This window comes from Listeria swaminathanii (genome assembly GCF_014229645.1).
Lineage (GTDB): Bacteria > Bacillota > Bacilli > Lactobacillales > Listeriaceae > Listeria > Listeria swaminathanii.
Genome location: NZ_JAATOD010000005.1, coordinates 137,067 through 157,728, shown reverse-complemented (window position 1 = coordinate 157,728; position 20,662 = coordinate 137,067). Strand labels below are relative to the sequence as shown.

Genomic DNA, 20,662 nt, shown 5'->3' with positions numbered 1-20,662 from the left:
AATTTTCATAAACGAAAAATTATTATTATCACCATACCCTATAGAATTATCCAATTGTGGAGGTTAAGCCGATCTTTTTAATATGTAAAGTTGGATTATGACAATCCCAACTATTTTTTATTTATTAATCAATATCCAAATTATACCTAGATAAATCTTCACTATCTGGATAATTATCTTTTAGCAATTCTATAATGGAAGTATTTTTTGATAGCGCAAGAAATATGGAACTATCCCATGAAATCAGTTCCGTATTTGATAATGGATTGGATAATTGAACATCTTTTCCCCATAATTTTTTATTACCATCAGCAAAAGGAATCGGATATTTTAGAACATCTTTTAATTCTGTATCAGAAGGATAACTTTTAAAATTACCCCATATAAACATAATTTCTTTTTGATTTAAAATTTCTTTTAATTATGTTCCTTTCATCCAAACATAATCCTTATCAAAAGGGATTTGTTCAGAAGGATATATATTACACTCATAACTGCTGACTAACCACATACAATTTAATTCTTCCTCTGGTAGTAAGTTAAATACCTCCAACATATTAGTAAAATAGTCCGAATGCATTTTATTTATAATTAAGCCCTTCATTATTGTCTCTCCTAACTATTTTATTTGCCCGGCCTTGGATTTTTTAGGGTCACTCCAATCCCATATATGCTCATGTGGAACTTTCGGATGTAGTTTTGCCTAACTATGCCAAAACTAAAAAACAAACAAAAAAAGCATCCCCCTCCGAAAAGGGAAATGCTTTGAAACGCTGATAATTAACGTTTTGAGAACTGAGGTGCACGACGCGCGCCTTTAAGTCCTGGTTTTTTACGTTCTTTCATACGTGAATCACGAGTAAGTAGACCAGCGGATTTAAGTGCTGGGCGGTACTCAGGAGCCACTTGTAATAGTGCACGAGCTACACCATGACGGATAGCACCGGCTTGACCAGTGTAACCACCACCGTGAACGTTTACTAGTACATCATAGTTACCTAAAGTTTCTGTAGCTACTAAAGGTTGTTTGATAACTTCACGAAGAGCTGCAAATGGGATGTAATCTTCCCAGTCTCTATTGTTAATAACGATTTTGCCGTCGCCGGGTACTAAACGTACGCGAGCTACAGAGCTTTTACGACGACCAGTTCCGTAATATTGTACTTGAGCCACTTAGTATTCCTCCTTTATTAATTAACCGCGTAATTCGTATACTTCTGGTTGTTGAGCTGCATGTTCGTGCTCAGATCCACCGTATACGTGTAATTTTTTGAATAATTGACGTCCAAGAGAATTTTTTGGAAGCATACCTTTGATAGATAGTTCTAATAATCTCTCAGGATTGTTTGTACGCATTTCGCCTGCAGTACGAGATTTCAAACCGCCTGGATATTGAGAGTGACGGTAGTAAATTTTGTCAGTAGCTTTTTTACCAGTAAGACCAATCTTACCAGCGTTGATGATGATTACAAAGTCTCCAGTGTCGATATGTGGAGTAAATTGTGGTTTGTTTTTTCCGCGAAGAATTGAAGCAACTTCACTGGATAAACGTCCTAAAGAAACACCAGTAGCGTCGATAACGTACCATTTACGTTCTACTTCGCCGGGTTTCGCCATATAAGTTGTACGCATGAATTACCCTCCTAAATAAATTGAAACAAATTAGCTCCCGAAAACTGTTCCTAATTCCCGAAATGCTATTCTATATTTTTATTGTTTAAACACAACAACCTTCCGGGGCTCATTGTGGGGCAAACAATACCATAGTCCATAATACAGTTTTTAGCGCGAAAAGTCAATGCGTTATCTAAAAAAACATCCAAATTTTATTCGTAGTCAACTCGCCATAAATACAACCCTTGTGGTGGCGCAGTTTTACTAATTAATTTTTGACGATCACGTGCTAATAAAGCCTTCGAAATCTCTTCCGGAGAAATCCGACCTTGACCTGCATCAAGCAATGTTCCTGTCAAAATCCGCACCATGTTGTACAAGAAACCATTTCCTTGAAAAGCAATCACTAACGTCTCTTCATCTTCCTCATAAAAATCAATGCTATAAAGTGTCCGTACTTTGGAATCCCGCTCCGTCCTCGCCGAACAGAAACTAGTAAAATCATGCTCGCCAATTAAGCGTTCACTCGCTAATTTCATTTTTGAAAGATCAAGCTCATAGGGATAATGAAGCGCAAAGTTCCGACTAAAAGGATCAAAAACCTTCGTCCGTTTTACAACATAACGATATTCTTTTCCAACAGTGCCAAATCTAGCGTGGAAATCGTCCGGTACTTCTTCCACCGTTAAAAAACTAATATCAAACGGTGTCATTACTTGCAACGCTTTTTGGAATTTTTCCGCTGTAATATCCAGTTCAGAATCAAAATGAATTACTTGACCTTTCGCATGAACGCCGGTATCAGTTCTTCCGGATGCTGTAATCCGAACGCTTTTGCCTTTATGCATTTTTTTCAGCGCTTTTTCAATTTCCGCTTGGACTGTCCGAGTATTTGGCTGCACTTGGTAACCGTAAAACCCGCTGCCATCATAAGAAATTATCGCTTTATATCTTGTCATTCATTTCAACTCCGCAACCAAAATAATAATCCACTTAACACTACTAACGAAATCAGTAGCAACGTATCCGCAAATCGCCAGCGCAGTAAACGGAATCTTGTTCTCCCTTTACCACCGCGATAACCACGAGCTTCCATCGCAATCGCCAAATCTTCCGCACGCTTGAACGCACTAATAAAAAGTGGCACGAGCAGCGGAATAATTGCTTTAATCCGGTCACTCCATTTCCCACTCGTAAATTCTACCCCACGAGCTTTTTGCGCTTTTAAAATTTTCTCCGTTTCATCCATCAATGTTGGGATAAATCGCAAAGAAATACTCAGCATTAAAGCCAGTTCATGTACTGGTAAATGCACCAATCGAAACGGTGCTAAAATTTTCTCCAGTCCGTCTGTTAGTTCAATCGGGCTTGTCGTTAATGTTAAAAGCGTCGTCATAAAAATAATAAGAACGAAACGACAGAACATCATCGCCCCATTTGCCAGCCCGAGTGTGGTGATTTGTAAAAGTCCTAAATCAACTAAAACCGTCCCGCCTTTTGTAAAAAAGACTTGCAGTAATAGCGTAATTAAAATAAGCCAAAAAATCGGTTGTAATCCTTTAATAAAAAATAAAAATGGCACTTTCGAAGTTAGGACTAAATACAAAACATAGACAAACATCAGCGCGTACGTTAGCCAATTATTCGCCAAAAAGACAATCGCGATGAACGCCATAACAGCGGTGATTTTTGCACGTGGGTCAATTCGATGTAGCCAAGAGTTTCCCGGAATATAACGTCCGAGAATCATTTTATCCATCATAATTAAGCCCCGCCCTTCGCTAAGTAAGGCGCCATTTCAGTTGTTAATTCATCAATAGTTAAACATGTCTTCGTTAATTTCACATCAAACTTGCGCTCAAAAAGCCCTTGGAATCTCACCACATCCGGTACAGATAAGCCAAGATCAACTAGTTCCTCTGGCTTCGCAAAAATTTCTCGTGGCGAGCCAATTTGCAGAACTGTCCCAGCTTTCATTAAGACAATTTTTTCAGCGTAGCGCGCAGCATCTTCCATACTATGCGTGACAAGCACCGTCGTTAGTCCTTTTTCTTTATGGAGGTTGTAGAACATTTCCATGATTTCTTCGCGTCCATGAGGATCTAATCCCGCTGTCGGTTCATCTAGCACAAGCACTTCCGGATCCATCGCCAAAACGCCTGCAATCGCTACCCGGCGCATTTGCCCCCCAGAAAGTTCAAATGGTGAACGCGACAAAATTTCTTCTGTTAGCCCTACTTCATAAATCACTTTTTTAGCCCGAAGTTTCGCATCTTCCTCGGAAACGCCAAAATTCATCGGCCCAAAGCAAATATCCTTCTCGACCGTTTCTTCAAAAAGTTGTGCTTCTGGAAATTGGAAAACAATCCCGACTTTTTTACGTAAATCGCGCAGTTTCTTTTGCTTCACTCCAGCAACGATTTCGCGATCGCCAACCGTAATTTTACCTTCTGTCGGCATTAAAAGAGCGTTCAGATGTTGCAGCAAAGTCGATTTCCCAGAGCCAGTATGACCAATAATTGCAGAATAGCTACCAGAATCAAAAGAAACATTTACATCAAGTAATGCTCGCTTTTCAAAAGGGCTATTTTTTTGATAACAATAACCTAGTTGTTCGAGTTTAATTTCCATAATTGATCTAGTAATGCTCCTTCCGATAGCACGGTACTTCCTGTTTCAAAGCCACCTGCAACTAATTTTTCTTGTAATTCAATAATAAATGGAACCCCTAGGCCAATTTCTCGCATTGCATCTGCTTGCTGGAAAATTTCTTTCGGCGTACCTTCACTATGAATCTCACCTTGATTCATCACGATTACCCGATCTGCAAAAAGGACTTCATCCAAATCATGCGTAATCGAAATCACCGTAATATCTTCCTGTTCGCGCATAATTCGAATCGTTTCCATTACTTCAGCGCGTCCTCTTGGATCAAGCATCGAAGTCGCCTCATCCAAAATAATCACATCCGGCTGTAACGCCAAAACGCCCGCAATTGCGACACGTTGCTTTTGCCCACCAGAAAGTCTCGCCGGTTCATGTAGCGCGTAGCTTTGCATACCAACTTCATTCAAAGCCGACTCCACTCGTTCCACCATCGTATCATGCGGAACACCGTGATTTTCAAGCCCGAATGCAACGTCATCTTGTACAGTAGCTCCAACAAATTGGTTATCAGGATTTTGAAAAACCATCCCAACTTGTCGTCTAATTTCCCATATATTTTTTTCAGACAAAACAAAATGCCCGATTTTAATTAAGCCATCTTCCGGAAAAAGTAAGCCGTTTAGTAATTTTGCAATAGTTGATTTTCCTGAACCATTGTGACCAACTAGCGCGACCCATTCCCCTTTTTGAGCAGAAATCGATACATCTTTCACTGCGTATTTTTCCGTATCCTCATATTTATAAAAAACGTGCTCTAATCTTACAAAACTTTCTGCCACGCTTAACACCTCACTTTTTGACCATTCATTGTTTATTATAGTATAAACATCCATCTGGCGCAAAATTTCCTTTTTGATTGTTTTGCTTTAATGCGAAAGGGAATATATTAACGTTAAGGATGTGATAACTATGTTAGCAGATTTCATTTTACGACTTGTTGTTGCGGGCCTCCTTGGAGCTGTTATCGGACTTGACCGAGAAATTAGGGCAAAAGAAGCTGGATTTCGGACACATTTCTTGGTTTCTTTAGGTAGCGCTTTGATTATGATCGTCTCTCAGTACGGTTTTTCTCAAATCGCCACCATGCAAAATGTATCATTCGACCCAAGTCGTGTCGCTGCCCAAGTGGTAAGCGGTATTGGCTTTATTGGCGCTGGTACGATTATTATCCAAAAGAAATTCGTTCGTGGTCTAACAACAGCTGCCGGACTTTGGGCTACAGCTGGTATCGGACTTGCCATTGGCGCCGGGATGTACTGGGTTGGTATCGCCGCTACTTTACTGACATTAATTGGTTTAGAGTTTCTCAGCATTATTTTTAAATCGTTCGCCTTTCATACAACTGCGATTATTTATTCAACCGACAAACAGGAAAACCTCGTCAAAGTTACCGATCAGATTAAACAAAACAAACAGCAAATCGTTTCCTACTCCAGCGAAAAAGAACTCATTGGCGAAAGTCTTTTTATCCGTGTAAATATTGTTGTAAAAACAAAGAATAAGAACGATGAATATGAACTATTTCACTTTATCCAAACACTTCCTAATGTAACGGTGGAAAAAATGGAGTAAACAGAGCTTTTCCAATGATTTTCACACGTTTTTGTTCACAGAATATCCATTTACTTCCGGCTTCCCCTTTTGCTATAATTCACCCGTCAGCATAAACAGAATAGGGAGAAGGGATGAAATGAAAAACTTTGTAACCTCAGAACGTTCGATTTTTGAGATGGAAAAATCAACGGAACCTGCGATTAGAGTGAAAGATGGCTCTGTGGTAAAAATAAAAACAAAAGACCACTTCAATGGCCAAATTCACGCCAAACAGCTTCATTACGGGGAACTAGATTGGAAACAATTTTCACCAACTACCGGACCAATCTATATTGAAGAAGCAAGACCGGGGGATTTATTAGCTATAACGATTGAAAAAATTGAACTCCTAGGGACGGAGGTCTTTTTGCTAAACGGGCCGAACATTGGGATAACCGATGATTTATTAACAAGCAACTCCACTCGATGCTACAAAGTCGAAAACAACCAGATTATCTATTCAGAAGATATTCATATTCCGATAAAGAAAACAATCGGCCTATTAAAGACAGAAGAATTAAATCCAAGTAAAGTACCTACTAAAAACGGCGGACTACTTGACTCTTCCGAAATCACTGAAGGCGCAACGATCTTTTTACCAGTTGAAAAATACGGCGCATCACTTCATGTCGGCAATGTTCGAGCAACGACTGGTTTCGGAAAAATAACAGCAACAAGTGCAGAGGCGCCGGCGGAAGTCACTTTACGACTACAAATCCTTAAAAATCGCACGGCTCCAACACCAACAATCATCCATGACCATAACTTAATTTGTTTAGCATCAGATATTACAATTGAAAAAGCTACTCAAAAAACAATGCATAATATGATAACTTTACTTACAGAATCAGACAAGATGACGACAGAGGATGCGCTGTTTCTCATTTCTCTACAAGCTGATTTCCAAGTCTGCAAACTTTGTAAGCCAAACATCACTACAAGTATCAAGTTACCGTTAGATTACTTCCCAGAGATGCCTTTTTTATAAAAAGAAAAACCTCGTTGCGCACTGCAATGAGGTTTCTTTTATATTAGTTCAAAAATGCTGCCTTGATATTTCTTATGCAGGAATTCAGCGAGTTTCATCGCTTCTATTTCAACTATTTTTTGGCTTTTTTTAGTTAACTTTTTACTAAGGTAGAAATTAAAAATGATTTTCTCCCCTGATACTTTATATCGCCACGTTCCGAAAAATTGGCCGCTTATTATCAAGACCGCCTCGATTTGTCCAGCAATACGCCAAATCAAACTTGTTTCTTTCTCATTCGCAAGCCAATTCTTTTTCGCATAACTAACAAAAAGTGGATCAAATTTTCCTAGAAGTAAAGGCGTATCCATTTCTTGCTCATCGTGCGTTTCTGTTTTGCTATAATAAGTTTTTCCGTCTTCTCCAATATAGCAAAAATAGTTTTCAAGCTGTTTTTCGAGGGTCGTCATGTACTCGCTATTGCGCAAACCGCTCCAATGTTTGAAATCCTGTATTGTTGCTGGTCCGTACGCGCTAAAATAACGATCGATCATTGTTTCGAGTCCTGTTTGATTTCGCTCGATATTTAGCCATTCTTCATGGGACTTCGAATCAATTCGGCTCCGATGACTATAAAATCGAGTTTTAGGGGACTCCGGCACACAAAACAGCTTACCATCAAGTGAGCCTTGAATGAAAACCCCACCCCAAGTCATTAATTCTTTTGCATGATCGCCGAATAACGCCGCAAAAGCCTCTTTAGGCACTTTCTCGTCGCGCAGGAGTAATTCTTCCATTTCTGCCAAAAGGTCGTCCAAATCGTGTCCTAGTGAGTCTGTATGCTTTCGTGACCAATTGTTTTTGTGCGCATACACATCATGGACATAAAACCAATCATCAGGCGCATACATATGCACGGTCATTCTTTGGCCCCAGATTTTGATTAAGTCTTTTTTATCGTAAGTTATTTGCAGATTTTCTTTCGTCAAATTGTCTACACGGTTAAATAAACTAATCTCTCCAAATTGTTGATACTGGGACTGGATGCCAAATAACGCACGAGTCGCTTCCTCTGCGGTCGGGAATTTAGACTGTAGTAGTCCAGAATTATGTAGTCGATTTTGAGCAATTTGCGAGTCAGTTAACGGGCGCATTCTTAGTCCTCCTCTTATCTTTGGGATTTACTATAGATGTTTTACTGCATAAAGGCAAGAAAAAGACCTGCTATCCGAAGATAACAGGTCAAACAAAAAAAGCCTGCCTCCTAGCCTACGATTAAATAGACTAGGAAACACAGAGCTAGACAAGGAAACACGAAGTCCCCATATCATGACACTCCACTTGCTTTAAACGTTTTATTATTAAACTAATTCAATAATAACCATTGGTGCGCCGTCACCGCGACGTGGACCTTTTTTCAAGATACGAGTGTAACCACCTTGACGTTCCGCGTAACGTGGAGCAACATCATCAAATAGTTTTTGTAGAGCGTATACAGGACGGTTTTTCTTCACAGTAGAACCATCTTTACCTTTAGCATCTACTTGTACTACTTCTACAACTTCATGACGGATGAAAGCAGCTGCTTGACGACGAGCGTGCAAGTCTCCTTTTTTCCCAGAAGTGATTAGTTTTTCAACAACTTTACGAATCTCTTTAGCGCGAGCTTCTGTTGTTTCAATACGTTCAAATACGATTAAATCCGTTGCAAGATCACGTAGTAACGCTTTACGTTGTGAGCTTGTACGACCTAATTTTCTGTAACCCATGGAATTGCCTCCTTTATCAGTTTTCGTTTCTTAGAGATAAGCCAAGGTCAGCCAGTTTTACTTTAACTTCCTCAAGCGATTTACGGCCCAAGTTACGGACTTTCATCATATCGTCTTCGGATTTGTCAGCAAGTTCCTGTACTGTATTGATTCCAGCGCGTTTTAAACAATTATATGAACGAACAGACAAGTCTAATTCTTCAATAGTCATTTCAAGCACTTTCTCTTTATGGCTTTCTTCTTTTTCAATCATAATTTCAGCTTTTTGTGCTTCATCTGTTAAGTTAACGAAGATACTCAAGTGCTCAGAAAGAATTTTAGCTCCAAGTGAAACTGCTTCTTCTGGGCTGATACTTCCGTCAGTCAACACATCAAACGTAAGCTTATCATAATTAGTTGATTGTCCAACACGTGTATTTTCCACTTGATAGTTCACACGGATAACCGGTGAAAAGATTGAATCGACTGGAAGTACACCAATTGGCATATTTTCGCGTTTATTTTGATCAGCAGGTGTGTAACCACGACCACGAGTCGCATTTAAACGCACATGAAATTTAGCATTATCACTTAATGTAGCAATGTGTAAGTCGGGATTTAAAATCTCAACGTCGCTGTCATAATTAATGTCAGCTGCAGTTACTACACCAGGACCTTGCATATCGATTTCTAATGTTTTTTCTTCATCAGAATAGATTTTTAGTGCAAGTTTTTTGATATTTAAAATCATGGTTGTTACATCTTCTACTACACCTTCAATTACAGAAAACTCATGTAAAGCTCCATCAATTTGGATAGAGGTTACTGCTGCACCTGGAAGAGAAGATAATAGAATACGACGTAAGGAGTTACCCAAAGTTGTACCATATCCACGCTCAAGTGGCTCTACAACAAACTTTCCATACTTGGCATCATCGCTGATCTCAATCGTCTCGATTTTTGGCTTTTCAATTTCGATCATTCAAATTTACCCTCCTTCAAAACGTCTAGAATATCAGTCTTTATGTCAAACTCTCTGCCTTGATAGTTAAGACAGTAAAAATCTACTATTGGCAAAAGAAAACGACCACTTATACGCGACGACGTTTTGGAGGACGACATCCGTTATGTGGAACTGGAGTTACATCTTTAATAGCTGTTACTTCAAGACCAGCTGCTTGTAGTGCACGGATAGCCGCTTCACGACCTGAACCAGGACCTTTAACAGTTACTTCTAATGTTTTCAAACCATGTTCTTGTGCTGATTTAGCTGCACTTTCAGCTGCCATTTGCGCTGCGAAAGGAGTAGATTTACGAGAACCTTTAAATCCTAGAGAACCTGCACTTGACCAAGCTAAAGCATTACCATGTGTGTCAGTAATCATTACGATCGTATTATTAAATGTAGAACGAATGTGTGCAATACCAGATTCGATATTCTTTTTCACACGGCGTTTACGAGTATTTGTTTTACGAGCCATTCACTAACTACCTCCTTTACTATTATTTCTTTTTGCCTGCTACTGTTTTGGACGGGCCTTTACGAGTACGGGCATTATTTTTTGTATTTTGTCCGCGAACTGGAAGTCCACGACGGTGACGCATGCCACGGTAAGAACCGATTTCGATTAGACGTTTAATGTTTAAGTTTACTTCACGACGAAGGTCACCTTCAACTTTAATACGGTCTAAGATTTCACGGATTTTACCTAGCTCTTCTTCAGTTAAATCACGAGTACGAGTATCTTCAGAAACGCCAGCTTCAGCAAGAACTTCTTTAGCTGTTTGTTTACCGATACCATAAATGTAAGTCAGGGAAATAACAATACGTTTTTCACGTGGAACGTCCACACCTGCAATACGTGCCATTTACTTAAGCACCTCCTCTTATCCTTGTTTTTGTTTATGTTTTGGATTTTCACAAATTACCATTACTTTACCTTTACGACGAATAACTTTACATTTTTCGCACATAGGTTTCACTGATGGTCTTACTTTCATATAGATATACCTCCTTGTTTATTAGAGAAAATGTCTCTATAAACCGATAATTTCTAAGCTGGATAAACCAGACCGGTATATAAATTCAATTTCGGAGTGCAAATTATTTGAAACGATAAGTAATTCTTCCGCGTGTCAGGTCGTATGGAGAAAGCTCTACTGTCACTTTATCTCCGGGTAAAATACGAATGTAATGCATGCGGATTTTACCAGAAACAGTTGCCAGTACTTTATGACCATTTTCGAGTTCAACATTGAACATCGCGTTTGGTAGAGTTTCTTGTACTACGCCTTCTACTTCAATAACATCTTCCTTTGCCATATGTTTGCTACCTCCTTCTTGTATTCTTGGATTTGTTCCTGATGCAGGCCTAATCCTTTCAGTGTAACTATTTCTCTTACATGAAAAAAACGTAAAACATGCAAAAATGGATGCACTTCATTAAAAGGCAACACATTTCGCCAGCTTTTCAGACAACCTGTAAAAGTGAAATCCGTAAAAACCAGAAGAACTGTAACTCGCAAAAGCATTGCGGCGGAACAGATCAAGGTAGAACATATACGTCATTCGGATGATCTTCAAACGGTTCTCTCGTTCATCATGATTTGCTTAGATGCCTTTAATTCCACTGCCAATTATCCATTATACTACAAACTAACTTAATTTGCACGCATTGATTTCGGCAGTGATTTCAGCACAGCTTACCCCTCAAAAAGAAGCAAGAATTTTTTCCACATCTACAAAAACGTCATTAATATCTTGCTCGCCGTTTATGCTATGAAGTTTACCCTTTGCGGAGTAAAAATCAAGAAGCGGCTTGGTCTGTTTCATATTTACATTTAGTCGATTTTCAACGGTTTCTTTCTTGTCGTCCTCACGTTGGTAAAGTTCTCCACCATCTAAATCACATTTCCCAGCAACTTTCGGTGGGTTGTAAATTTCATGGTAAGTTTTACCGCAAGTCCGGCAAATCCAGCGACCAGTAAGACGTTTCATTAAAACATCTTTTTCAACGTCAATGTTAATGACAGCATCAAGTTCTGTTCCTAAATCACGTAGAATATTTTCAAGCTCTTCTGCTTGTTCCACAGTACGCGGAAAACCATCAAGCAAGAAGCCATCCTTAGCATCATCTTCGGCTAAACGTTCACGAACGATACCATTTGTTACTGCGTCAGGAACAAGATCGCCATTATCCATAAAGGATTTAGCCTTGCGTCCTAACTCTGTGTTATTTTCCATAGCTGCTCGGAACATATCTCCAGTGGAAATATGAGGAATGTTGTATTTCTCAACAATCTGTTCCGCTTGTGTGCCTTTTCCGGCGCCGGGCAGTCCCATTAATACTAATTTCAACTGTTTCGCCCCTTATTACGCGCTAGCTCCTGCTAGGAATTCCTAACAAGAACTGCGTGTTATTTGATAAATCCCCGATAGTTCCTTTTTACAAGTTGTCCTTCGAGTTGTTTCGTAGTATCTAATGCTACCCCGATAACAATTAGTAGGCTTGTACCACCAACGGCTAACGACTGCGGTAAACTAAACACAGTAGTACCGATAGTTGGAAGTATAGCAACCGCTGAAAGGAAAATTGCACCAACAAATGTTAATCGGTAAAGTACCGATGTAAGATAAGCTTGTGTTTCCCGACCAGGACGTTTACTAGGAATATACCCACCTTGCTTTTTCAAGTTGTCTGCAACTTTCTCAGGGTTCACTTGAATGAAAGCATAGAAATAAGTGAAAGCAACAATTAGTGCAACATATAAAATCATACCAATTGGTTTTGTGTAATCAAACACATCTTTCAATACTTTTACCACATCGTTACTTTGATCAAAGAAAGTAAGAATGGTTTGCGGTGTAATAATAAATGCACTTGCAAAGATAACTGGGATAACTCCGGCAGAGTTAAGTTTTAACGGCAAGTGCGTTGCTTGCGCGCCCGATTGTTTTGCTCCTGCTACACGTTTAGAGTATTGAATTGGAATTTTACGTAGTGCTTGTTGGAAGAAGATTACAGCTACAACAATAGCTAAAATCGCAACCGCCACACCAACCAATGTCAAAACATGTAGGAAAAGTTGATCACCGGCGTTTTCAATTTGCGAAACATATAATTGACGCACTCCATCAGGAATACGAGCAACAATACCTGCAAAGATAATGATGGAAACACCATTACCAACACCTTTAACAGTGATTTGCTCCCCTAACCACATTAAGAACATTGTACCAGTAGTTAATACAACAGCGATAATTGCATATCTACCTATGGAAGGTTCAATGACTAAGCCAGCTGATGACATGCGGTTAAACCCGTATGCCATACCGAAAGCTTCAACCAAACCAAGTCCGATTGTCATGTATCTAGTAAGTTGATTGAGTTTTTTACGACCCATTTCCCCTTGCTTAGACCACTCAGTCAATTTAGGAACAACGTCCATTTGAAGTAACTGAACAATAATGGAAGATGTAATGTAAGGCATTACACCCATGGCAAAAATTGAGAAGTTTTTTAAAGCCCCACCATTAAATGTATTTAAGAACCCCAAAATACCGCCATCCATACTAGATTGTAAAGCTGCTGCGTTAACTCCCGGTACTGGCACGAATGTACCAATACGGAAAATAACTAGCATTGCTAATGTAAATAGTATTTTTTTACGGATGTCTGCTACTTTGAAGAAGTTAACTAACGTTTGAAACATTAGATCACCTCAGTTTTTCCGCCAGCTGCTTCAATTGCTTCTTTTGCAGCTGCAGAGAATTTGTTCGCTTTCACAGTAAGTTTTTTCTCGATATTTCCATTAGATAAAATCTTGATTCCGGATTTTTCGTTACGAATAATTCCAGTTTCAACTAAAAGTTCTGGCGTTACTTCTGTACCATCTTCAAAGCGGTTTAAAACATCTAAGTTCACGATAGCAAATTCTTTACGGTTGATGTTTGTGAATCCACGTTTTGGAATACGACGGAAAAGTGGAAGTTGTCCACCTTCAAAACCTAAACGTACGCCACCACCAGAACGAGCTTTTTGTCCTTTATGACCGCGTCCTGAAGTTTTGCCGTTACCAGAGCCTGTTCCACGACCAACACGATTACGTTCTTTACGAGAACCTTCTGAAGGCTTAAGTTCATGTAGTTTCATGTCAAGCACCTCCTCCTATTTAACAAATTCTATCAAATTGCATAATAATTTTTAAGCTTAAACTTCTTTGACGTCCACTAAATGACTTACTTTAGTGATCATCCCACGAATTGCAGGATTATCTTCTTTAACCACTACAGAATTTGTTTTACCAAGACCTAATGCTTGAACAGTTTTGCGTTGTGGTTGAGGGCGTCCGATTAAGCTACGTTTTAGAGTAATTTCTAACTTCGCCATAATGATAATTCCCTCCTTATCCTAACAATTCTTCTACTGTTTTGCCACGAAGTTTCGCAACATCTTCAGCGTTTTTCAGTTGTTTAATTCCGTCGATTGTAGCACGAACCATGTTAATTGGTGTATTAGATCCAAGCGATTTGGAAGATACATCAGCAACACCGGCAAGTTCTAGGACCGCACGAACGGGACCACCAGCAGTTACACCAGAACCGGCACTAGCAGGTTTAAGAAGAATTTCTCCGCCACCAAAATGTCCGACTACAGTGTGTGGAATAGTTGTGTCTACAGTTGGTACAAGCACCATGTTCTTTTTAGCATCCTCAACAGCTTTACGGATAGCGTCTGGAACTTCTTGTGCTTTACCAGTACCGAAACCAACATGACCATTTTTGTCTCCAACAACAACAAGTGCTGTGAAACGGAAACGACGTCCACCTTTAACTACTTTAGCAACACGGTTGATTGTAACAACGCGTTCTTCTAAATCTAATTTGTTTCCATCAATTTGCTCAGGCATGTAATATGTCCCTCCTTCTTATTAAAATTCTAGTCCATTTTCGCGAGCTGCTTCAGCAAGAGCTTTTACGCGGCCATGATATAAGTATCCTCCACGGTCAAAAGTGACAGAAGTAATACCTTTTTCGGAAGCACGTTTAGCAACTAGTTCGCCAACTTTGCTCGCTGCATCAACTTTGGATTCAGCAGAACCGAAATCTTTATCTAAATTAGACGCACTTGCAAGTGTCACACCATTTACATCATCAATAATTTGAGCATAAATATTTTTGTTTGAACGGAATACGTTTAAACGTGGACGACTTTCAGTTCCAGAAATCTTAGAACGAACACGAGCATGTCTTTTTTTACGTACTTTATTTTTGTCGATTTTGGTAATCACACGACTCACCTCTTCTCTCATTTGCCTAATTAAGCGGCATTATTTACCAGTTTTACCTTCTTTACGGCGTACATGTTCGCCTTCGTAACGAATACCTTTACCTTTATACGGCTCTGGTGGACGTACGGCACGAATGTTTGCAGCTAACTCGCCAACGTGTTCTTTGTTGTATCCTTTTACAATCACTTGTGTGTTTGCAGGAACTTCAATTTCTACGCCTTTAGGAGCAACAAACTCTACTGGATGAGAGTACCCTACGTTAAGAACAAGCTTGTCGCCTTGTTTTTGCGCACGGTAACCAACACCGATAAGTTCTAATTTCTTTTCATAACCCTCGGAAACTCCGACAACCATGTTATTAAGAATAGCACGAGTTGTACCATGAAGTGCACGGTGGTTTTTATTATCAGTCGGGCGAGAAACGTTAATTTCGCTGCCTTCGATTTTAATAGTAATTTCTGGGTTGAACTCTTTTACAAGTTCACCTTTAGGACCTTTAACTGTTGCTGTTGATCCATTAAGTGTAACAGTTACACCTGCAGGAATCACAATAGTTTTTTTACCTATACGGGACATTTATTGCACCTCCTTATGGTTTACTTTTTCTTACCAAACGTATGCTAGTACTTCTCCGCCGACTTGTTTAGCACGGGCTTCTTTGTCGGTTAAAACACCTTGGGAAGTAGACACGATTGCGATACCTAGACCGTTAAGTACTTTAGGCACCTCAGTTGATTTTGCATATACACGTAAACCTGGTTTACTGATACGTTTCAAACCAGTGATTACACGTTCGCCAGTCGCTCCATATTTTAAGAAAACACGGATTGTTCCAGCATTGTCATCTTCAATATATTCAACGTCACGGATAAAACCTTCACGCTTCAATATTTCAGCAATTTCTTTTTTGATTTTGGATGCAGGCAGTTCTAATTTATCATGTTTAACCATGTTTGCATTACGAATGCGAGTTAGAAAATCTGCAATTGGATCTGTCATCACCATGTATAATACCCTCCTTCCTTAAACTCTTTCTTACCAGCTTGCTTTTTTCACGCCGGGAATTTGACCTTTATAGGCAAGTTCACGGAAACAAATACGGCATAATTTAAATTTGCGAATAACGGAATGTGGACGACCACAACGTTCACAACGAGTATATGCTTGAACAGCGTATTTAGGTGTACGTTTTTGCTTCGCGATCATGGATTTCTTAGCCACGTTTTCGCCTCCCTACTAAATTAGTTTTGATTACTTTTGAAATGGCATCCCAAGTTGAGTTAGTAACTCATGAGATTCTTCATCACTTTTGGCAGTTGTAACGATTACTACGTCCATACCGCGTACTTTTGATACTTGATCGTAATCAATTTCAGGGAAAATAAGTTGCTCTCTAACACCCAACGTATAGTTACCACGGCCATCGAAAGCTTTTTTCGATACGCCACGGAAATCACGAACACGTGGAAGTGAAACAGTAACTAATTTATCTAAGAAATCATACATGCGTTCACCACGCAAAGTTACTTTAGCACCGATTGGCATTCCTTCACGAAGACGGAAACCAGCGATAGAATTTTTTGCTTTTGTGATTACAGGTTTTTGACCAGTGATAAGAGCTAACTCCTCAACTGCACTGTCTAAAACTTTCGCATTTGCTGTAGCGTCACCAACACCAGTGTTGATTACGATTTTATCTATTTTTGGAACCTCCATTACGGAGTCATAATTGAATTTGCTCATTAAAGCAGGAACAATTTCCTTAAGATATTGATCTTTAAGGCGATTCATGTAATATTCCCTCCTTCCTACGACTATTATTTATCTATTACTTCACCGGATTTTTTTGCTACGCGTACTTTCTTGTCGCCTTTAACTTCGTATCCTACACGAGTAGGTTCGCCTGTTTTAGGGTCAAGTAGCATTACGTTTGAAACGTGGATTGGTGCTTCAACATTCAAGATTCCGCCTTGCGGGTTGACGTTGGAAGGTTTTGTATGTTTTTTAACCATATTGATTCCTTCGATAAGTACGCGATCCTTTTTCGGAAATGCTGCGAGCACTTTGCCGGATTTGCCTTTATCTTTACCAGTAATAACTTTTACTTTATCACCTTTTTTGACATGCATTGGTATAGCACCTCCTTGATTTCTTGGAACTTATTTTTTAAAGAACTTCTGGAGCTAAAGAAACGATCTTCATAAAGTTGTTTTCACGAAGTTCGCGAGCAACAGGTCCAAAAATACGTGTTCCACGAGGACTTTTATCGTCACGGATAATGACACATGCATTTTCATCAAACTTGATGTAAGAACCGTCTTGACGACGTGCTCCACTCTTAGTACGAACGATTACTGCTTTAACAACTTCACCTTTTTTGACAACGCCGCCTGGTGTTGCTTGTTTAACGGTACACACGACAACATCGCCAATGTTAGCAGTTTTGCGTCCTGATCCACCTAGTACTTTAATAGTTAAAACTTCACGAGCACCAGAGTTATCAGCCACTTTCATACGACTTTCTTGTTGAATCATTAGGACACCCTCCTTCCAGAATAACGGGTCGGAAAAATTGCACTCGGCAACTTTTCACAATCTATTTTTAACTTTTGATTTAGATAATTACTGCTTCTTCTACAACTTCTAATAAACGGAAATGTTTAGTTGCAGACAATGGACGAGTTTCGGAAATACGAACTACATCGCCAGTTTTTGCAATGTTATTTTCATCATGCGCTTTGAATTTTTTAGAATACTTCACGCGTTTACCGTACAAACCATGTTTCTTGTACGTTTCAACAACCACGGTAATTGTTTTATCCATTTTATCGGATACAACACGACCAGTATAAACTTTACGTTGGTTACGGTCAGCCATGTATTAAAACCTCCTTACGATTCTTTTTTAAGCAAGTTCTCTTTCTCGAACGATTGTTTTCATACGGGCAATTGCTTTACGAACCTCACGAATACGTGCGGTGTTTTCTAATTGACCAGTAGCTAATTGAAAGCGCAGGTTGAAGAGCTCTTCTTTCAAAGCTTTTTCTTGATCTTGGATTTCGGTAGTGGATAAATCACGGATATCATTAGCTTTCATTTGCTTCACCACCAATTTCTTCACGTTTAACGATCTTAGTTTTGACCGGCAGTTTATGTGCTGCTAGACGTAATGCTTCACGCGCTACATCTTCAGGAACACCTGCGATTTCAAACATAATTTTGCCACGTTTGACTGGGCTTACCCAACCTTCCGGAGCACCTTTACCTTTACCCATCCGAACCCCGATTGGTTTAGAAGTGTAAGATTTATGAGGGAAAATTTTAATCCAAACTTTACCGCCACGTTTCATGTAACGAGTCATTGCGATACGAGCTGCTTCGATTTGACGGTTTGTAATCCAAGAAGCTTCAACTGCTTGAAGACCATATTCACCAAATGCAACTTCAGTTCCGCCTTTCGCGCGTCCACGCATGTTTCCGCGAAATTCACGACGGTATTTTACACGTTTAGGAACTAACATTATTATTTTCCTCCTTCCACATTGTTTTTCTTCGTAGGAAGGACTTCACCGCGGTAGATCCAGACTTTAACGCCTAGTTTACCATAAGTTGTGTCAGCTTCTTCCCATGCGTAGTCGATGTCGGCACGCAATGTATGAAGAGGTACTGTTCCTTCGCTATAGTGTTCAGCACGAGCGATATCCGCTCCGCCAAGACGACCAGATACTTGAGTTTTGATACCTTTTGCTCCAGCACGCATAGTACGTTGGATAGCTTGTTTTTGCGCACGACGGAAAGATACACGACCTTCCAATTGACGAGCGATATTTTCAGCAACCAATTTTGCGTCTAGGTCAGCACGTTTGATTTCTACGATGTTGATATGAACACGTTTTTGAGTAAGTTCGTTTAAGTTTTTGCGTAATGCTTCAACTTCAGAACCACCTTTACCGATAACCATACCAGGTTTTGCAGTATGAATAGTGATATTCACACGGTTAGCTGCACGTTCGATTTCTACACGAGAAACAGAAGCGTCAGATAGACGTTTTGCAACGTAATCACGGATGCGTAAATCTTCATGTAAGAAGTCCGCATAATCTTTTTCCGCGTACCATTTGGAGTCCCAATCACGGATGACACCGATACGCATACCTATTGGATGTACTTTTTGACCCACGAATTATCCCTCCTTCACTTCAGATACCACAACTGTAATGTGGCTAGTACGTTTGTTGATTGCACTTGCACGACCTTGTGCACGTGGACGGAAACGTTTAAGTGTTGGACCTTCGTCAACAAATGCTTCCTCTACTACAAGGTTGTTAATGTCTAAATCATAGTTATGCTCTGCGTTAGCAATAGCGGATTTTAATACTTTTTCAATAATTGGGGAAGCCGATCTTGGAGTATACTTCAAGATTGCAATTGCTTCGCCAACTTGCTTGCCTCGAATTAAATCAATGACGATTCTAGCTTTGCGAGGAGCAATACGAACCGTTTTGGCAACGGCTTTTGCGCTTGTAACTTCACTTGCCATTAGGATATCCTCCTCTCAAATTAGCGTTTAGTTTTTTTATCGTCGCCCGCATGACCGCGGTACGTACGAGTTGGTGCGAATTCGCCCAGTTTGTGTCCTACCATATCTTCTTGAACATAAACAGGAACGTGTTTACGTCCATCATATACAGCGATTGTTAGTCCAACAAAAGTTGGGAAAATCGTGGAGCGACGAGACCAAGTTTTAATTACTTGTTTCTTTTCGCTTTCTGCTGCAGCGTCCACTTTCTTCATCAAGTGGCCATCAACAAAAGGTCCTTTTTTCAAACTACGACCCATGACGGAACCTCCCTTCGCATAGTCAGGAAGCTGAGAACGCATGTCCTCGCTATCCTGCTACCAATTTTATTCAATCTATTAATCCGATTATTTTTTCTTACGACGACGTACGATGAATTTATCGGAGTTGTTGTTTTTCTTACGTGTTTTGTATCCAAGAGTTGGTTTACCCCATGGAGACATTGGCGATTTACGGCCGATTGGAGCTTTACCTTCACCACCACCGTGTGGGTGATCGTTCGGGTTCATTACAGATCCACGAACAGTTGGGCGTTTACCCATCCAACGTGAACGACCTGCTTTACCGATGTTGATAAGTTCGTGTTGTTCGTTACCAACTTGACCGATTGTAGCGCGGCAAGTAGAAAGGATCATGCGAACTTCACCGGAGTTTAAGCGGATTAATACGTATTTGCCTTCTTTACCAAGTACTTGAGCACTTGTTCCAGCAGAACGTACTAATTGTCCACCTTTACCAGGTTTCATTTCGATATTGTGGATAACAGTACCCACTGGAATATCTTTTAATTCTAGTGCATTACCAACTTTAATGTCAGCTTCTGCTCCTGAATAAATTGTTTGACCTACTTCAAGGCCTTTTGCTGCGATGATGTAGCGTTTTTCTCCATCAGCATAGTTGATTAGAGCGATATTAGCGGAACGGTTTGGATCGTACTCGATCGTTGCAACGCGTCCAGGAATACCATCTTTGTTACGTTTGAAATCAATCACGCGGTATTGGCGTTTATGGCCACCGCCGTGATGACGAACAGTTAACTTACCTTGGTTATTGCGTCCGGCTTTCTTTTTAAGAGGACGTAGTAAAGATTTTTCTGGAGTACTTGTAGTAATCTCAGCGAAATCAGAACTAGTCATGTGCCGGCGCCCGTTAGTGGTAGGTTTATACTTTTTGATCGCCATTGTTTCCCCTCCTCGTTAGATT

Annotated in this window: 35 protein-coding genes; 2 read left to right on the top strand and 33 right to left on the bottom strand. The window is 39.9% G+C overall.

What is annotated here, in order from left to right; all coding sequences use genetic code 11:
* Positions 1 to 124 precede the first annotated feature (124 nt).
* The 7 genes from HCX62_RS14065 to HCX62_RS13150 all read right to left on the bottom strand — a co-directional run bounded on the left by HCX62_RS14065 (position 125) and on the right by HCX62_RS13150 (position 5,060).
* Positions 125 to 391 (bottom strand): hypothetical protein, encoded by a 267-nt coding sequence (locus HCX62_RS14065; protein ID WP_260490876.1) that lies wholly within the window; start codon positions 389 to 391, stop codon positions 125 to 127.
* Positions 392 to 780: 389 nt separating this feature from the next.
* Positions 781 to 1,173 (bottom strand): 30S ribosomal protein S9, encoded by a 393-nt coding sequence (gene rpsI, locus HCX62_RS13175; RefSeq protein ID WP_003723652.1) that lies wholly within the window; start codon positions 1,171 to 1,173, stop codon positions 781 to 783.
* Between the two features lie 21 nt (positions 1,174 to 1,194).
* Positions 1,195 to 1,632: a 50S ribosomal protein L13 gene (rplM, locus tag HCX62_RS13170; protein ID WP_008948835.1), complete on the bottom strand. Its 438-nt coding sequence runs from the start codon at positions 1,630 to 1,632 to the stop codon at positions 1,195 to 1,197.
* 194 nt (positions 1,633 to 1,826) lie between these two features.
* Complete coding sequence (gene truA, locus HCX62_RS13165) at positions 1,827 to 2,573, bottom strand: tRNA pseudouridine(38-40) synthase TruA (protein WP_185639370.1); 747 nt, start codon at positions 2,571 to 2,573, stop codon at positions 1,827 to 1,829.
* Between the two features lie 5 nt (positions 2,574 to 2,578).
* Positions 2,579 to 3,376, bottom strand: a complete 798-nt coding sequence (locus HCX62_RS13160) for an energy-coupling factor transporter transmembrane component T family protein (protein ID WP_185560003.1) — start codon at positions 3,374 to 3,376, stop codon at positions 2,579 to 2,581.
* Between the two features lie 2 nt (positions 3,377 to 3,378).
* On the bottom strand, positions 3,379 to 4,245 hold the full coding sequence (locus tag HCX62_RS13155; RefSeq protein WP_069891881.1) for an energy-coupling factor ABC transporter ATP-binding protein: 867 nt from the start codon (positions 4,243 to 4,245) through the stop codon (positions 3,379 to 3,381).
* Positions 4,221 to 5,060 carry an energy-coupling factor ABC transporter ATP-binding protein gene (locus HCX62_RS13150; protein WP_185639369.1) on the bottom strand — a complete coding sequence of 280 codons (840 nt, stop codon included), beginning with the start codon at positions 5,058 to 5,060 and terminating at the stop codon, positions 4,221 to 4,223. The genes HCX62_RS13155 and HCX62_RS13150 overlap by 25 nt, the downstream gene beginning before the upstream one ends.
* A 130-nt stretch (positions 5,061 to 5,190) precedes the next feature.
* Here HCX62_RS13150 and HCX62_RS13145 point away from each other — a divergent pair, with 130 nt between their 5' ends.
* Together HCX62_RS13145 and HCX62_RS13140 are read left to right on the top strand one after the other, a co-directional pair.
* On the top strand, positions 5,191 to 5,853 hold the full coding sequence (locus tag HCX62_RS13145; protein WP_185639368.1) for an MgtC/SapB family protein: 663 nt from the start codon (positions 5,191 to 5,193) through the stop codon (positions 5,851 to 5,853).
* A gap of 118 nt (positions 5,854 to 5,971) precedes the next feature.
* The gene (locus HCX62_RS13140) at positions 5,972 to 6,862 is read left to right on the top strand and encodes an acetamidase/formamidase family protein (protein ID WP_185639367.1); all 891 of its coding nucleotides are present in this window, start codon (positions 5,972 to 5,974) and stop codon (positions 6,860 to 6,862) included.
* A gap of 38 nt (positions 6,863 to 6,900) precedes the next feature.
* Here HCX62_RS13140 and HCX62_RS13135 read toward each other — a convergent pair whose 3' ends face one another.
* From HCX62_RS13135 to rplB, 26 genes are all read right to left on the bottom strand, one after another.
* Positions 6,901 to 7,995, bottom strand: coding sequence for a DNA glycosylase AlkZ-like family protein (locus HCX62_RS13135; RefSeq protein ID WP_185639366.1), 1,095 nt, complete (start codon positions 7,993 to 7,995; stop codon positions 6,901 to 6,903).
* Positions 7,996 to 8,202: 207 nt separating this feature from the next.
* A complete protein-coding gene (gene rplQ / locus HCX62_RS13130; RefSeq protein ID WP_003723675.1) occupies positions 8,203 to 8,610 on the bottom strand; it encodes a 50S ribosomal protein L17 in 408 nt (135 codons plus the stop codon).
* Between the two features lie 16 nt (positions 8,611 to 8,626).
* Entirely contained in the window at positions 8,627 to 9,571 is a 945-nt protein-coding gene (locus HCX62_RS13125) for a DNA-directed RNA polymerase subunit alpha (protein WP_003723676.1), read from the bottom strand.
* Positions 9,572 to 9,680: 109 nt separating this feature from the next.
* Positions 9,681 to 10,070 (bottom strand): 30S ribosomal protein S11, encoded by a 390-nt coding sequence (gene rpsK, locus HCX62_RS13120; protein ID WP_003720926.1) that lies wholly within the window; start codon positions 10,068 to 10,070, stop codon positions 9,681 to 9,683.
* Between the two features lie 22 nt (positions 10,071 to 10,092).
* A complete protein-coding gene (gene rpsM / locus HCX62_RS13115; protein WP_003723677.1) occupies positions 10,093 to 10,458 on the bottom strand; it encodes a 30S ribosomal protein S13 in 366 nt (121 codons plus the stop codon).
* 18 nt (positions 10,459 to 10,476) lie between these two features.
* Positions 10,477 to 10,590, bottom strand: a complete 114-nt coding sequence (gene rpmJ, locus HCX62_RS13110) for a 50S ribosomal protein L36 (protein WP_003720928.1) — start codon at positions 10,588 to 10,590, stop codon at positions 10,477 to 10,479.
* A gap of 103 nt (positions 10,591 to 10,693) precedes the next feature.
* Positions 10,694 to 10,912: a translation initiation factor IF-1 gene (gene infA, locus HCX62_RS13105; RefSeq protein WP_003720929.1), complete on the bottom strand. Its 219-nt coding sequence runs from the start codon at positions 10,910 to 10,912 to the stop codon at positions 10,694 to 10,696.
* 387 nt (positions 10,913 to 11,299) lie between these two features.
* Complete coding sequence (locus HCX62_RS13100) at positions 11,300 to 11,947, bottom strand: adenylate kinase (RefSeq protein WP_185639365.1); 648 nt, start codon at positions 11,945 to 11,947, stop codon at positions 11,300 to 11,302.
* 59 nt (positions 11,948 to 12,006) lie between these two features.
* A complete protein-coding gene (gene secY / locus HCX62_RS13095) occupies positions 12,007 to 13,302 on the bottom strand; it encodes a preprotein translocase subunit SecY (RefSeq protein ID WP_185639364.1) in 1,296 nt (431 codons plus the stop codon).
* Entirely contained in the window at positions 13,302 to 13,742 is a 441-nt protein-coding gene (gene rplO, locus HCX62_RS13090) for a 50S ribosomal protein L15 (protein ID WP_003723680.1), read from the bottom strand. Before rplO ends, secY begins: the two co-directional genes overlap by 1 nt.
* A 57-nt stretch (positions 13,743 to 13,799) precedes the next feature.
* A complete protein-coding gene (gene rpmD, locus HCX62_RS13085) occupies positions 13,800 to 13,979 on the bottom strand; it encodes a 50S ribosomal protein L30 (RefSeq protein ID WP_003720933.1) in 180 nt (59 codons plus the stop codon).
* 16 nt (positions 13,980 to 13,995) lie between these two features.
* Positions 13,996 to 14,499: a 30S ribosomal protein S5 gene (gene rpsE, locus HCX62_RS13080; protein WP_003723681.1), complete on the bottom strand. Its 504-nt coding sequence runs from the start codon at positions 14,497 to 14,499 to the stop codon at positions 13,996 to 13,998.
* A gap of 21 nt (positions 14,500 to 14,520) precedes the next feature.
* Complete coding sequence (rplR, locus tag HCX62_RS13075; protein WP_003739848.1) at positions 14,521 to 14,880, bottom strand: 50S ribosomal protein L18; 360 nt, start codon at positions 14,878 to 14,880, stop codon at positions 14,521 to 14,523.
* Between the two features lie 39 nt (positions 14,881 to 14,919).
* Positions 14,920 to 15,456, bottom strand: a complete 537-nt coding sequence (rplF, locus tag HCX62_RS13070) for a 50S ribosomal protein L6 (RefSeq protein ID WP_185639363.1) — start codon at positions 15,454 to 15,456, stop codon at positions 14,920 to 14,922.
* A 30-nt stretch (positions 15,457 to 15,486) separates the two neighbouring features.
* The gene (gene rpsH / locus HCX62_RS13065) at positions 15,487 to 15,885 is read right to left on the bottom strand and encodes a 30S ribosomal protein S8 (RefSeq protein WP_003720937.1); all 399 of its coding nucleotides are present in this window, start codon (positions 15,883 to 15,885) and stop codon (positions 15,487 to 15,489) included.
* 30 nt (positions 15,886 to 15,915) lie between these two features.
* Positions 15,916 to 16,101, bottom strand: coding sequence for a type Z 30S ribosomal protein S14 (locus tag HCX62_RS13060; RefSeq protein WP_003723684.1), 186 nt, complete (start codon positions 16,099 to 16,101; stop codon positions 15,916 to 15,918).
* Between the two features lie 30 nt (positions 16,102 to 16,131).
* Positions 16,132 to 16,671, bottom strand: coding sequence for a 50S ribosomal protein L5 (rplE, locus tag HCX62_RS13055; RefSeq protein ID WP_003720938.1), 540 nt, complete (start codon positions 16,669 to 16,671; stop codon positions 16,132 to 16,134).
* A gap of 26 nt (positions 16,672 to 16,697) precedes the next feature.
* The gene (gene rplX, locus HCX62_RS13050; RefSeq protein ID WP_003723685.1) at positions 16,698 to 17,009 is read right to left on the bottom strand and encodes a 50S ribosomal protein L24; all 312 of its coding nucleotides are present in this window, start codon (positions 17,007 to 17,009) and stop codon (positions 16,698 to 16,700) included.
* 37 nt (positions 17,010 to 17,046) lie between these two features.
* The gene (gene rplN, locus HCX62_RS13045) at positions 17,047 to 17,415 is read right to left on the bottom strand and encodes a 50S ribosomal protein L14 (protein ID WP_003723686.1); all 369 of its coding nucleotides are present in this window, start codon (positions 17,413 to 17,415) and stop codon (positions 17,047 to 17,049) included.
* Positions 17,416 to 17,494: 79 nt separating this feature from the next.
* Positions 17,495 to 17,758, bottom strand: coding sequence for a 30S ribosomal protein S17 (gene rpsQ, locus HCX62_RS13040; RefSeq protein WP_003720941.1), 264 nt, complete (start codon positions 17,756 to 17,758; stop codon positions 17,495 to 17,497).
* Between the two features lie 27 nt (positions 17,759 to 17,785).
* Positions 17,786 to 17,977, bottom strand: a complete 192-nt coding sequence (gene rpmC / locus HCX62_RS13035; protein WP_003720942.1) for a 50S ribosomal protein L29 — start codon at positions 17,975 to 17,977, stop codon at positions 17,786 to 17,788.
* Positions 17,967 to 18,401, bottom strand: a complete 435-nt coding sequence (gene rplP / locus HCX62_RS13030) for a 50S ribosomal protein L16 (protein WP_003720943.1) — start codon at positions 18,399 to 18,401, stop codon at positions 17,967 to 17,969. The genes rpmC and rplP overlap by 11 nt, the downstream gene beginning before the upstream one ends.
* A gap of 2 nt (positions 18,402 to 18,403) precedes the next feature.
* Positions 18,404 to 19,060, bottom strand: coding sequence for a 30S ribosomal protein S3 (rpsC, locus tag HCX62_RS13025; protein WP_003720944.1), 657 nt, complete (start codon positions 19,058 to 19,060; stop codon positions 18,404 to 18,406).
* A gap of 3 nt (positions 19,061 to 19,063) precedes the next feature.
* Positions 19,064 to 19,420: a 50S ribosomal protein L22 gene (gene rplV / locus HCX62_RS13020; RefSeq protein ID WP_003727697.1), complete on the bottom strand. Its 357-nt coding sequence runs from the start codon at positions 19,418 to 19,420 to the stop codon at positions 19,064 to 19,066.
* 20 nt (positions 19,421 to 19,440) lie between these two features.
* Positions 19,441 to 19,719 (bottom strand): 30S ribosomal protein S19, encoded by a 279-nt coding sequence (rpsS, locus tag HCX62_RS13015; protein WP_185391934.1) that lies wholly within the window; start codon positions 19,717 to 19,719, stop codon positions 19,441 to 19,443.
* 87 nt (positions 19,720 to 19,806) lie between these two features.
* Entirely contained in the window at positions 19,807 to 20,640 is an 834-nt protein-coding gene (gene rplB / locus HCX62_RS13010; RefSeq protein ID WP_185502933.1) for a 50S ribosomal protein L2, read from the bottom strand.
* Between the last annotated feature and the right edge of the window lie 22 nt (positions 20,641 to 20,662).

What these genes read in the sequence shown, in the direction of transcription:
- HCX62_RS14065 (WP_260490876.1), bottom strand. Translation starts at nt 391, where the DNA reads ATGTTTATATGGGGTAATTTTAAAAGTTATCCTTCTGATACAGAATTA.
- rplM (WP_008948835.1), bottom strand. Translation starts at nt 1,632, where the DNA reads ATGCGTACAACTTATATGGCGAAACCCGGCGAAGTAGAACGTAAATGG.
- truA (WP_185639370.1), bottom strand. Translation starts at nt 2,573, where the DNA reads ATGACAAGATATAAAGCGATAATTTCTTATGATGGCAGCGGGTTTTAC.
- HCX62_RS13160 (WP_185560003.1), bottom strand. Translation starts at nt 3,376, where the DNA reads ATGATGGATAAAATGATTCTCGGACGTTATATTCCGGGAAACTCTTGG.
- HCX62_RS13155 (WP_069891881.1), bottom strand. Translation starts at nt 4,245, where the DNA reads ATGGAAATTAAACTCGAACAACTAGGTTATTGTTATCAAAAAAATAGC.
- HCX62_RS13145 (WP_185639368.1), top strand. Translation starts at nt 5,191, where the DNA reads ATGTTAGCAGATTTCATTTTACGACTTGTTGTTGCGGGCCTCCTTGGA.
- HCX62_RS13140 (WP_185639367.1), top strand. Translation starts at nt 5,972, where the DNA reads ATGAAAAACTTTGTAACCTCAGAACGTTCGATTTTTGAGATGGAAAAA.
- HCX62_RS13135 (WP_185639366.1), bottom strand. Translation starts at nt 7,995, where the DNA reads ATGCGCCCGTTAACTGACTCGCAAATTGCTCAAAATCGACTACATAAT.
- rplQ (WP_003723675.1), bottom strand. Translation starts at nt 8,610, where the DNA reads ATGGGTTACAGAAAATTAGGTCGTACAAGCTCACAACGTAAAGCGTTA.
- HCX62_RS13125 (WP_003723676.1), bottom strand. Translation starts at nt 9,571, where the DNA reads ATGATCGAAATTGAAAAGCCAAAAATCGAGACGATTGAGATCAGCGAT.
- rpsK (WP_003720926.1), bottom strand. Translation starts at nt 10,070, where the DNA reads ATGGCTCGTAAAACAAATACTCGTAAACGCCGTGTGAAAAAGAATATC.
- rpsM (WP_003723677.1), bottom strand. Translation starts at nt 10,458, where the DNA reads ATGGCACGTATTGCAGGTGTGGACGTTCCACGTGAAAAACGTATTGTT.
- rpmJ (WP_003720928.1), bottom strand. Translation starts at nt 10,590, where the DNA reads ATGAAAGTAAGACCATCAGTGAAACCTATGTGCGAAAAATGTAAAGTT.
- infA (WP_003720929.1), bottom strand. Translation starts at nt 10,912, where the DNA reads ATGGCAAAGGAAGATGTTATTGAAGTAGAAGGCGTAGTACAAGAAACT.
- secY (WP_185639364.1), bottom strand. Translation starts at nt 13,302, where the DNA reads ATGTTTCAAACGTTAGTTAACTTCTTCAAAGTAGCAGACATCCGTAAA.
- rplO (WP_003723680.1), bottom strand. Translation starts at nt 13,742, where the DNA reads ATGAAACTACATGAACTTAAGCCTTCAGAAGGTTCTCGTAAAGAACGT.
- rpmD (WP_003720933.1), bottom strand. Translation starts at nt 13,979, where the DNA reads ATGGCGAAGTTAGAAATTACTCTAAAACGTAGCTTAATCGGACGCCCT.
- rpsE (WP_003723681.1), bottom strand. Translation starts at nt 14,499, where the DNA reads ATGCCTGAGCAAATTGATGGAAACAAATTAGATTTAGAAGAACGCGTT.
- rplF (WP_185639363.1), bottom strand. Translation starts at nt 15,456, where the DNA reads ATGTCCCGTATAGGTAAAAAAACTATTGTGATTCCTGCAGGTGTAACT.
- rpsH (WP_003720937.1), bottom strand. Translation starts at nt 15,885, where the DNA reads ATGGTGATGACAGATCCAATTGCAGATTTTCTAACTCGCATTCGTAAT.
- rplE (WP_003720938.1), bottom strand. Translation starts at nt 16,671, where the DNA reads ATGAATCGCCTTAAAGATCAATATCTTAAGGAAATTGTTCCTGCTTTA.
- rplX (WP_003723685.1), bottom strand. Translation starts at nt 17,009, where the DNA reads ATGCATGTCAAAAAAGGTGATAAAGTAAAAGTTATTACTGGTAAAGAT.
- rplN (WP_003723686.1), bottom strand. Translation starts at nt 17,415, where the DNA reads ATGATTCAACAAGAAAGTCGTATGAAAGTGGCTGATAACTCTGGTGCT.
- rpsQ (WP_003720941.1), bottom strand. Translation starts at nt 17,758, where the DNA reads ATGGCTGACCGTAACCAACGTAAAGTTTATACTGGTCGTGTTGTATCC.
- rpmC (WP_003720942.1), bottom strand. Translation starts at nt 17,977, where the DNA reads ATGAAAGCTAATGATATCCGTGATTTATCCACTACCGAAATCCAAGAT.
- rplP (WP_003720943.1), bottom strand. Translation starts at nt 18,401, where the DNA reads ATGTTAGTTCCTAAACGTGTAAAATACCGTCGTGAATTTCGCGGAAAC.
- rplV (WP_003727697.1), bottom strand. Translation starts at nt 19,420, where the DNA reads ATGGCAAGTGAAGTTACAAGCGCAAAAGCCGTTGCCAAAACGGTTCGT.
- rpsS (WP_185391934.1), bottom strand. Translation starts at nt 19,719, where the DNA reads ATGGGTCGTAGTTTGAAAAAAGGACCTTTTGTTGATGGCCACTTGATG.
- rplB (WP_185502933.1), bottom strand. Translation starts at nt 20,640, where the DNA reads ATGGCGATCAAAAAGTATAAACCTACCACTAACGGGCGCCGGCACATG.